This is a genomic window from Neobacillus niacini NBRC 15566, from assembly GCF_001591505.1.
In the GTDB taxonomy this organism is placed as follows: Bacteria; Bacillota; Bacilli; order Bacillales; family Cytobacillaceae; genus Neobacillus; species Neobacillus niacini.
On sequence record NZ_BCVA01000008.1, the window covers coordinates 40,124 to 51,312 of the forward strand.

The 11,189-nt window shown below is 42.5% G+C and carries 8 protein-coding genes; 3 read left to right on the forward strand and 5 right to left on the reverse strand.

The genetic code is table 11. The features are described from left to right. Positions 1–65 precede the first annotated feature (65 nt). Positions 66–1,421 (forward strand): MmgE/PrpD family protein, encoded by a 1,356-nt coding sequence (locus tag BANA01_RS09300; RefSeq protein WP_034677457.1) that lies wholly within the window; start codon positions 66–68, stop codon positions 1,419–1,421. Positions 1,422–1,517: 96 nt separating this feature from the next. On the opposite strand, the gene BANA01_RS09305 is transcribed toward BANA01_RS09300, so the two are convergent. From BANA01_RS09305 to gltC, 4 genes are all read right to left on the reverse strand, one after another. After that, positions 1,518–1,757: a hypothetical protein gene (locus BANA01_RS09305; protein WP_034677460.1), complete on the reverse strand. Its 240-nt coding sequence runs from the start codon at positions 1,755–1,757 to the stop codon at positions 1,518–1,520. A 27-nt stretch (positions 1,758–1,784) separates the two neighbouring features. Next, positions 1,785–2,219 carry a glycine/sarcosine/betaine reductase selenoprotein B family protein gene (locus BANA01_RS09310; RefSeq protein ID WP_034677461.1) on the reverse strand — a complete coding sequence of 145 codons (435 nt, stop codon included), beginning with the start codon at positions 2,217–2,219 and terminating at the stop codon, positions 1,785–1,787. 36 nt (positions 2,220–2,255) lie between these two features. Continuing rightward, positions 2,256–2,756: a redoxin domain-containing protein gene (locus BANA01_RS09315; protein WP_082799457.1), complete on the reverse strand. Its 501-nt coding sequence runs from the start codon at positions 2,754–2,756 to the stop codon at positions 2,256–2,258. 135 nt (positions 2,757–2,891) lie between these two features. Further along, on the reverse strand, positions 2,892–3,794 hold the full coding sequence (gene gltC / locus BANA01_RS09325; RefSeq protein ID WP_034677464.1) for a glutamate biosynthesis transcriptional regulator GltC: 903 nt from the start codon (positions 3,792–3,794) through the stop codon (positions 2,892–2,894). A gap of 133 nt (positions 3,795–3,927) precedes the next feature. Between gltC and gltB the strand changes: the two genes are divergently transcribed. Together gltB and gltD are read left to right on the forward strand one after the other, a co-directional pair. Continuing rightward, positions 3,928–8,475 carry a glutamate synthase large subunit gene (gene gltB, locus BANA01_RS09330; protein WP_034677465.1) on the forward strand — a complete coding sequence of 1,516 codons (4,548 nt, stop codon included), beginning with the start codon at positions 3,928–3,930 and terminating at the stop codon, positions 8,473–8,475. Positions 8,476–8,492: 17 nt separating this feature from the next. Further along, positions 8,493–9,959 carry a glutamate synthase small subunit gene (gene gltD, locus BANA01_RS09335; RefSeq protein ID WP_034677466.1) on the forward strand — a complete coding sequence of 489 codons (1,467 nt, stop codon included), beginning with the start codon at positions 8,493–8,495 and terminating at the stop codon, positions 9,957–9,959. 423 nt (positions 9,960–10,382) lie between these two features. Here the strand turns inward: gltD and BANA01_RS09345 are convergent, their stop codons facing one another. Next, the gene (locus BANA01_RS09345) at positions 10,383–10,961 is read right to left on the reverse strand and encodes a M15 family metallopeptidase (protein WP_034677467.1); all 579 of its coding nucleotides are present in this window, start codon (positions 10,959–10,961) and stop codon (positions 10,383–10,385) included. Positions 10,962–11,189 lie beyond the last annotated feature (228 nt).

Genomic DNA, 11,189 nt, shown 5'->3' on the forward strand with positions numbered 1-11,189 from the left:
AACAGGAAACTAGATGGACATAGTTGAATATTTGACAACAAAACATTTACTAGGGGGAAGCTATTTTGTCATTAAGCCACGAGATTGTAAAAGCTATCCGTCAAAGACAGAAGCAAGGAGTGCCAGAGCATATTCGTGAAAAGGCGATTCTTCATGTATGTGATACATTTGCCATTTCATTAGCTTCTTATAAAGGAGCACCGGTTGCTTTAAAATCAATAGCAGGTCTATCAATTGGAGTAACCGGTGGGACAGGCCGAGTAATCGGGAGTGAGCAGCGATTACCTCCCGCCTATGCTGCATTTTCGAATACGGCATTAGCACATGCTTTAGACTATGATGATATCAATGATTTCGCTAGAATTCATCCAACTCCTGTTACGTTAGCAGCCGCCTTAGCTGCTGCTGACGCTCAAGATTCAAGGAGGACGGATCTTATTACTTCAGTTGCATTAGGAAACGAGTTATTATGCCGGCTTGGGTATGCAATTGAACCTAGGGGAACGGGTTCCGATTCCAAATGGTTTTTAAGTCAACTGTTTGGTTATTTAGGAGCCGCAATTACTGCTGGACTTGTACTTGGATTAGATGATGAGAAGTTAGTTCATGCCTTAGGGCTTGCGTATATGCAAGCGGCAGGTGGGAAAGAGCCGGGAGTGGGGACCGGTTCGAAGGCTAGAGCAATTTATCCAGCCTTTGCCTCAATGGGAGGTGTTCAAGCTGCATTTTTAGCCCGAGAAGGGGTGACTGCTCCTGCAAGTTGTTTGGATGGAAAGACAGGTCTTTTTCCAAATTATTTTGGGGGAAATCTAAACGAAAACCAACGAGGTGTATTATTGGATACTGTTACATGGGCTTTTTCTGATACATCTATTAAACTTTATCCTAGCTGCCGCTACTCACATCCGTATATTCAATCAGCCCTTGTTCTTCGAAATCATATTAGTGTTCATGAAATCGAACAAATTGTAATCGGAGTAAATGAAACAGCATGTATGTTATGTCAGCCGCTTGAGGATCGCTGTCATCCTAAAACCTTACAAGATGCTAAATTTAGTATTCCTTTTATGGTTGCCTTTGCCTTTATTCACGGGAGTGTTCACCTGAATAATCTGACAGAGAGTGCTCTAATGGAAACTCAGGTCTTAGAATTAGCTCATCGTATAAAAATAGAGCAAACCCAGGGAGATACACTAGGTATTCCTTTAGGTGATATTAAGGTCATAACTGCAAATGAAACAAAAAGACAAGTCGAGCACATACTTCCTAAAACACTTTTCAGTGAAGTTAAAAAGAAGTTTAACGATTGTTGTCTGTATGCAGACGTTGCCGAACCTGAAGTACTGTGGGAGCAGTTAAGCAATGATCTAAATTTTGAAAAAATAGAAAGATTACCAACGTTTAATCATTATAATCTCTAGAATCCGACTACCAATTAACTAAAATATGAAAGGGCTTCAGTGGGGGATATTGTATAAACAGAAAGGGACGGCAATCAAGCCGTCCCTTCTTATTCCTTAATAAGATGGAAAATGTACATCATGTATATTTCCTGGCTCTTGTCTTTCATTTAGTTCTGCCAGTGCTGCCATCAATACTTTCATTTGTGTTGATTTATCATGAGGCTTTCCTAGGGAGTGTCCGAATTCGAACCCCACTGGATGGATAGCTCGCGGCGGCCTCATTAAACTGGATTGTTCTACATCTAACGTAATTAATACGGTTGGAATTCCCTGAGATTCAATGCCGCGCTGCACTGTAACTACAGTGCGATGACAGAGCGGTCAGCCGGCAGTTAAAAGCACCGCATCCGCTTTGGAACGGACTACTTCTTTCACGAGTGCAGGAATTGTTTCCTTATTGATAATGTTTAATCTCATGGAATAACCCATCATGGTCATATGTTTCTCGGCAACCCCGCCTAGGTCTCCATCGTCTACCATTTCCCGAAGTCGATCAATAGGAAAAACACAGTTAATATCCTCTTTCGGAGCATCTGTATTATAATGCTCCTTTGGGGCTGCATGAGTGACGGTTAAATCCTTTGAATTTACGTCTCCTGGAATAATGCGGAAGGTCGCATCTCCTACTGAAGGGTCCGTGTTAAATGCCTCCTGGTCCTTTAGATGAACACCAGAAGTGGAAACAATCATAAGGGTCATTTCATGCAGTGGTTTGGTACTAGGTGTATATGGGATAGCTTTTCTTGAGAGTTCCACACACAGCCTCCTTATATTCTACTAACATTATTCGATTTATAGTTTCCGTAAAACATCAAATAATTCTTCGTTATCAGGCTGCTTATCAAGTGGATGAACATCAATCCATTGAACGATTCCTTCTTTATCAATGATAAAGAGAGCACGCTCTGAAGCTCCATATGCCGGTTCGCCTTTGTTTTTACGAAGGACGCCATATTTCTCCGAAACTTCTCCATGTGGATAGAAATCGGAACAAAGCGGATAAGAAATTCCACCAATTGATTTTGCCCATGCGTCATGACTGTGAACGCTATCGACTGAAATACCCAAGACCTGGGTATCAAAATCTTCAAAACGAGGGAGATCATCCTCGTATGAAGGCATTTGCGCTCCTCAAACTGGGGTCCAATCTAGAGGATAAAAACAAAGAAATACATTTTTGGATCCGCGGAATTCACTTAACGTCACTCTGCGGCCGCCATGGGCTTCCACCGTGAAATCCGGTGCCGGATCACCAACTTTTAAGGTACTTGTTTCAGTAGCTCCTTGTGGCATGTGATTATCTCCTTTCTAGCTTTAAAATTCACGAACACTGTTTATTATTCCCATGTCCATTTTGGATTAATCGGAAATTGATTATATCGTTATCTTTTTTCTATTGTCGAACACTGCTAAAGTTTTACTACTTTATTATTTAAATTGATCCAATCGGTTGAAATATTGGATGAGAAATTGATAGAAATTCTTTTCGGAAGGCCCTATGTCTCTGTGTTTCGGAATGATAACCCCAACTGTACGCATGGCCTTTGGAGCTTCTATTGGTACTTTGACTGTGAACCTGGGAACAGAGTCATAGAAAGTACTTTCAGGTAATAGGCTAACGCCGATTCCCGCGGATACGAGTCCTTTTAAAGCATCCATATCTTCCCCTTCGGACACAATATTCGGTTCAAACCCAGCCTCATGACAGGCATCTACAGCAATTTTTCGAAGGACATAACCATCTGGAAATAAGACAAATGGATCTGTCCGCAAGTCACTTAAAAACAGACTTTTTCTATCAGCCAAAGGGTGACGCTGTGGAATCAATGCAGCGATATTTTCCATAAATAAAATCTTCGTCTCAAGGTCAGGTTCCTTCATGGGGACAGGACCAAGAAAGGCTAAATCGATTTCACCGTTTTTAACGGCATCAATTAAGTAGGCATAGGAGCCATGCCGCAAATGGAAGTTAACATTTGGCGCAACTTCTTTATAAGCCGAAATAAGAGTTGGAAGCCAATAAATGGAAAGACTCGAAGGATACCCAATATGAAGCGTGCCTCCTAAAGGATTAAGATATTCATCTACTTTGTCTTTTCCTTCTTCTAATGTGTTTAGAGCACTTTTCGCAAATTCTAAAAAAATGTTTCCGACCTGTGTAATCTTAATGTTCCTGCCGACCCTTTCTAATAATTTAACCCCTAGCTCTTCTTCCAGTTTGGTAATTTGATAACTAACCGCCGATTGCGCCACGTTTAGATGATCAGCGGCCTCCGTCACATGCTGCCGCTCTGCCACTTCGATAAAATAACGTAATTGACGAAGCTCCAATGCTATTCCTCCTTCTATTTATATAAAATTTAGATTGGTTTGATATAAATTATATATTGTTTGTATTAATTAGAAAACCTAGAATAGTGGATATAAATATTCCGACAATTTCACTAACAGGGAGAGATTAGATATGACGTTTCATCAACTACCAAAAGCACAAGGTCTCTACCGTCCAGAATTTGAACATGATGCTTGTGGTATCGGCTTGTATGCTCACATTAAAGGGAATGCTACACATGATATTGTGGCAAAAGGACTAAAGATGCTTTGTCAATTGGATCATCGCGGCGGACAGGGGAGTGATCCTCTTACAGGCGATGGCGCGGGACTTATGGTTCAAATACCGGATCAATTTTTCCGCAAAGAATGTTCAGAAATCAACTTACCGCAAAAAGGGAAATACGGTGTGGGGATGCTGTTTTTCTCTAAGAACGATGGGGAACGGGAAGAAATTGAAACATATATCACTAAAATGGTCGAACAAGAGGGGCAAACGGTACTTGGCTGGAGAACAGTCCCAGTTAATGCAGAACCAATAGGGGTAACGGCACAGGAAAGCTGTCCTGTGATTCGTCAGTTGTTTGTTGGTGATAACGAAAAAGGTACGGATTCATTAGCGTTTGAACGCAAACTATACGTCATTCGCAAACTTGCAGAAAAATGGGCAAAGGCCTCAGAATATCGTTTTTACTTTGCTAGTCTTTCTAGCAGGACGATTGTTTACAAAGGGTTATTAACACCAGAGCAAGTTGATCAGTTTTATCTGGACTTGCAGGATGAGACGTTTGTTTCAGCGTTTGCTTTAGTTCATTCACGCTTTAGTACAAACACATTTCCGAGCTGGGAACGAGCACATCCTAATCGCTATTTAATTCATAATGGCGAGATTAATACACTTCAGGGAAATATTCACTGGATGAAAGCGCGGGAAAAACAATTCGTTTCAGAAGCATTTGGAACGGATTTAGAAAAAGTACTGCCAATTCTCGATACCGATGGAAGTGATTCTTCCATTTTGGATAATGCGCTCGAATTTTTGGTGCTTGCTGGCCGAAAGCCAGCTCACGCAGCCATGATGCTTGTACCAGAGCCATGGTCTGAAAACCCTCATATTTCAGAGGAAAAGCGCGCTTTTTATGAATACCATAGTTCGTTAATGGAGCCTTGGGATGGACCGTCTGCTATTTCTTTCACAGATGGTAAACAAATCGGTGCCATTTTGGATCGGAACGGATTACGTCCGGCTCGTTATTACGTAACAGAAGATGATTATATTATTTTTTCATCAGAGGTTGGCGTCATCGATGTGGAACCCGAAAAGGTTTTATATAAAGAGCGCCTGCGCCCAGGAAAAATGCTTTTGATTGATTTAGAAGAAGGAAGAATTATTTCTGACGAGGAAATCAAATCACAGTTAGCGAGTCAACAGCCGTATCAGCAATGGCTAAATGAACAGCTTGTTCGATTGAGCGATAGCGTAGAGGCTGAGGGAGAAATCCCGGCCGATATACTGACCCTTCAAAAAGCCTTTGGATATACGTATGAGGATATTCAAAAATATATCCTTCCAGCAGTAACAGAAGGAAAAGATCCGCTCGGAGCGATGGGAAATGATATGCCTCTTGCTGTCTTATCAGACCGGCCACAGAACTTGTTTAACTACTTTAAGCAATTATTTGCCCAAGTAACCAATCCGCCGGTTGACTCAATTCGTGAAGCCATTGTCACTTCGACGATTTCCTATTTAGGAACTGAAGGGAACTTACTTCATCCATCGGCAGAAAATTGCCGTCGGATTCAGTTGGAGACACCAATCCTAACGAACAGCCAGCTTGGAGATTTAAGAACGAACGAATCATTTAAAAGCCAAGTAATCGATATCCTGTTTACAGAGGATTTAGAGAATAGCCTTAAGGAAATTTGCCATCAAGCAGAAAAAGCCATTGCAGGCGGTTCCAGCTTAATTATCCTGTCTGATCGAAATATGAATGCAACAGAAGCTGCCATTCCATCTTTATTGGCAGCGAGCACCCTTCATCAACACTTGATTCGTGAAGGATTGAGAACGAAGGCAAGCATCATCATTGAAACCGGAGAAGTAAGAGAAGTTCACCATTTTGCTGTACTGCTTGGATATGGTGTGGATGCCATTAACCCATATCTTGTGTTCGCTACCTATCAGCAAGCAGTTGAGGAAGGAACCATACCATTCACGTATCAAGAAGCGGTGAAGAAGTATATCTATGCCATGACGGAGGGTGTTGTGAAGGTCATGTCAAAAATGGGGATCTCAACCGTGCAGAGCTACCGCGGTGCACAAATTTTTGAAGCGGTTGGGATTGGCTCTGATGTCATCGATACCTACTTTACTGGAACAGTCTCACAGATTGGCGGAATTGGTTTAGATACTATTGCCGAAGAAGCGAAGCTGCGTCATACGCAAGCTTATACAGTATCAACTGACAAGACTTTAGAAACAGGAAGTAACTTCCAATGGAGACATAATGGTGAACACCACGCATTCAATCCAGGAACGATTCATACGTTACAATGGGCTTGCCGTAACGGTGATTATCAATTATTTAAAAAATATTCAACATTGGCAAATGAAGAAAGACTTGGCTTCTTGCGCAACTTATTCTCCTTTAATGGAACGCGTACATCTGTGCCGATTGAAGAAGTAGAATCAGTGGATTCGATCGTCCGCCGTTTTAAAACGGGTGCAATGTCATTTGGTTCGATCAGTAAGGAAGCTCATGAAACATTGGCGATTGCCATGAACCGGTTAGGCGGAAAAAGCAATTCCGGTGAAGGCGGAGAAGATTCTAGCCGATATGAGGTAGATGAAAATGGCGACAACAGAGGAAGTGCGATTAAACAGGTTGCTTCCGGCCGCTTTGGTGTAAAAAGTCATTATCTTGTGAATGCCCAAGAGCTGCAAATTAAAATGGCACAAGGTGCAAAGCCTGGTGAAGGCGGCCAGTTGATGGGTACCAAGGTATACCCATGGGTTGCAGATGTTCGCGGGGCGACACCTGGGGTAAGTTTAATATCTCCACCGCCGCACCATGATATTTACTCCATTGAGGATTTGGCGCAATTGATCCATGATTTGAAAAATGCCAATCGTGATGCGCGCATTAGCGTAAAGCTTGTTTCAAAAGGCGGAGTTGGAACGATAGCTGCAGGTGTGGCAAAAGCAGTAGCAGATGTTATTGTCATCAGTGGTTATGATGGCGGAACAGGTGCCTCTCCGAAAACGAGCATTCAACATGCCGGATTACCGTGGGAACTTGGATTAGCAGAAGCACACCAAACGCTCATGCTGAATGGATTACGGGATCGAGTTGTGCTTGAGACAGATGGAAAATTAATGACGGGCAAGGATGTCGTTATGGCGGCCTTGCTTGGAGCGGAGGAATTTGGCTTTGCAACTGCACCGCTGGTTGTCCTTGGCTGTGTGATGATGCGTGTTTGTCATTTGGATACATGTCCGGTTGGGATTGCCACTCAAAACCCAGAGCTTCGCAGAAAGTTTACGGGTGAAGCAGACTATATTGTTAACTTTATGCGTTTTATTGCACAGGAAGTGCGCGAGCTTATGGCTGAACTTGGTTTCAGAACAGTTGAGGAAATGGTCGGCCGAGCAGATGTACTAACAGTAAGTGAGCGGGCAAAAGCCCATTGGAAGGCAAAGCATTTGGATTTGACAGCATTGCTTTACAAGCCTGAAGGTGCACGTACCTTTAAACGACCACAAAATCATAGAATCAATGAATCTCTTGATATCCAAAAAATTCTACCGGCTGTTCAACCGGCATTAGAACAGGGAACACCTGTTGATTTACGCTTCCCAATTACGAACATCAATCGTGTGGTTGGTACGATCGTCGGAAGTGAAATTTCCAAACGCTATGGTGAAGAAGGTCTTTTAGAGGATACCATTACCTTAAGATTTAACGGTTCAGCAGGGCAAAGTTTTGGTGCCTTTGTACCAAAAGGAATGACTCTTGAACTTACCGGGGACGCGAACGATTATGTTGGTAAAGGTCTTTCTGGCGGAAAGATTATCGTCAGAGCAGATGAGCATACGAAGATTGCTTCTGGAGAAAACGTCATCGCTGGAAATGTGGCCTTTATCGGGGCAACAAGCGGCGAGGCTTATGTTAACGGCCGTGCTGGCGAACGTTTTGCTGTTCGGAATAGTGGTGTAAATGTCGTAGTTGAGGGCGTTGGTGACCATGGGTGTGAGTATATGACGGGCGGACGCGTCGTTATTTTGGGTGAAGTTGGCAAAAATTTCGCAGCTGGAATGTCTGGCGGAACAGCCTACGTGTTACCAGAAGACAAGGACGCATTTAAGCATTTATGTAATCAAGAATTAATTGAATTTGAATCAGTCTCAACTCCTGCCGAACAGGATGAGCTAAAAAAGTTAATCGAAAACCATTTCCATTACACTCAAAGTGTAAAGGCTAGTTGTGTACTAGAAGACTGGAAAAAGTGTGTCAGAAAATTTGTCAAGGTCATTCCAAAGGATTATAAACGGATGATTGATTTGATTGAAGAGAAAAAAGTATCAGGATTATCGGAAGAAGAAGCAGTTATGAGTGCCTTTTTAGCGAACTCCTCTGCAAAACTAACACATTCTAAACAGCAGGAAGCTGCAAACCGCTAAGAAAGGGGAGAGGAACAATGGGGAAACCAACGGGATTTATGGAATATGCCCGCGAAAAAGTAGGGGAAAGGAATCCGCTGACACGCCAAAACGATTGGAGAGAATATAAGGTTCCTTTTTCTGATGAAAAGTTACGTATACAGGGGGCGCGGTGCATGGATTGCTCCATCCCCTTCTGCCATACCGGGATGGAGATTCAAGGAGCAACATCAGGCTGTCCGATTCACAACCTGATTCCGGAGTGGAATGATCTAGTCTACCGCGGCCGTTGGAAAGAAGCACTCGACCGGCTGATGAAAACAAATAATTTTCCTGAGTTTACAGGCAGGGTTTGTCCGGCTCCGTGTGAAGGTTCATGTACGTTAGCCATTTCCGACCCAGCGGTTACAATTAAAAATATTGAACAGGCAATTATTGATAAAGGTTTTGAAAACGGCTGGATTACACCTAGGATTCCAAGGGTACGGACTGGAAAGAAAGTGGCGATTATCGGTTCTGGTCCTGCTGGTTTGGCAGCGGCAGATCAGATTAATCAAGCTGGCCACTCCGTAATTGTTTATGAGCGTGCCGACCGTCCAGGTGGGTTGCTGATGTATGGAATTCCGAACATGAAGCTTGAAAAAGATGTTGTAGAACGCCGTATTCGTTTATTGACACAGGAAGGCATTGACTTTGTTACGAATACAGAAGTGGGTAAAGATATAACAGCGGCAGAACTTCAAGCACAATTCGATGCGGTCATTCTTTGTACGGGTGCACAGAAGCAGCGCGATTTAGTGATTGAAGGCCGTGAAGCAAAGGGTATTCATTTTGCAATGGATTATTTAACTATGGCGACAAAAAGTCTATTAGATTCAAACTTTGAGGATGGTCAATTTATCAATGTTGAAGATAGAGACGTTATTGTTATTGGCGGCGGGGACACAGGTGCTGACTGTGTGGCAACAGCGCTTCGTCAAAAAGCCAAGAGTGTCGTTCAGTTCGGGAAGCATCCGCAATTACCTGGTGAGCGTACTTCTGATAATTTATGGCCAGCGTATCCGAACGTTTTTACCATGGATTATGCTTATAAGGAAGCAGAAGCCAAATTTGGTCAGGATCCTCGTGAATATTCGATTCAAACAAAGAAAATCGTCGCAGATGAGAATGGGAACCTGAAAGAACTTCACACTATCCAAATGGAGAAATTGAAGGATGAAGGCGGACGTTATTATTTTAAAGAAATCCCGGGGACTGAAAAAGTATGGCCAGCGCAGTTTGTGTTTATCGCAATCGGCTTTGAAGGTACGGAACAGCCTCTGTTAAGCCAATTCGGTGTGAAAGCAGTCAACCAAAAGGTTGCGGCTAAATACGGTGAGTTCAAAACCAACGTTGAAGGAGTGTTCGCTGCAGGTGATGCTAGAAGAGGGCAGAGCCTCATCGTTTGGGCGATCAACGAGGGCAGGGAAGTTGCACAGGAAGTTCATAAATACTTGTTGGGGTGAACCCTAAAGTTTGCATTTGTTGATTAAGAAGCACAATCTAATTAGGGTTGTGCTTTTTGATATATGCACTAGGAGAAAGGAAGTAATGGACAATCGTGCCCGTGCAGTGAGGTTATTCGAGAAGAAGGGAACGATACTTAGAGAATCGTGCCCGTGCAGTGAGGTTATTCGAAAAGAAGGGAACGATACTGAGAGAATCGTGCCCGTGCAGCGAGGTTATTCGAGAAGAAGGGAACGATACTCTGAGAATCATGCTGCGCAGTGATATTTTTAGAGAAAAGGGAATGGACTTCTCCCAAGAAATGTTCAAGTAATTAAATAGATTGAAAGTTTCAATATAATAGCGGAAACCGAGTATATTAGTATAAAAGGAAACAAAGTACGTCTGACGCAAATGTGCTTTGTTTTTTGTGATTGTTAATATCACTGGGTATCCGCCACGTTAGATGTATCCTCAGGTCTTTCTCCATTCTGCAAATCCGCAATTGTCAGTCCAAAATCCATTTGGAAATGTGGATAATCTTTAAAACCTTTCCAGTCTCCGCCCCACTCAAACCCTAGTGATTTAGCTATTTTCACTACCTCGGACCAATCGGACTTTCCATTCTGATTACGATCATATTGACGATCCCAAATAACGTCTCCTGAAGTAGTTTCAAGAGCAAAATCAATCGCAAGCCCATAATTATGGTAAGACTCTCCACCTTTCGCATTTGTGACAATATTGCCCTCTGCCGTACGACCTTGCTCATAAATGGTATTCTGCTCCTCTATACTGCGGAAGCCGTCCGTAATCATAACGACAATTCCTATCTTTGCCGCTTGTTGGACTAATTGGTCGCTTCTTTCCTTTACGATGGGATGAAGCTCTGTTGGTAAGGGTACATCTTTCTTTTGTTCTATGCTTGTTGCTTTAGAAGGTATGGTTTCGTTGTCTTTTAATATAAAAATGGTACTAATCCCAATAGCCAGTAGAAAAAGTAACAGTTTAATCCTTTTCATGGTGCCTCTTCCTTTCAGGTTTAGAAGACTACTAAGCCGAGCTTGTGTCCTCTTTCTATTTGTCTATCAATTCCTTTTATTCTCCAATATAAACCTTAAACAATTCTTAAATAGTATAAAACTAATATGTTACATATTAAACAATCATGAACTTCTAGTAAAGGACTACTCTATAAATTCTAACACATAGGGTCCGCGACTTGGCGGATGAGTTAACCGGTGCCTATT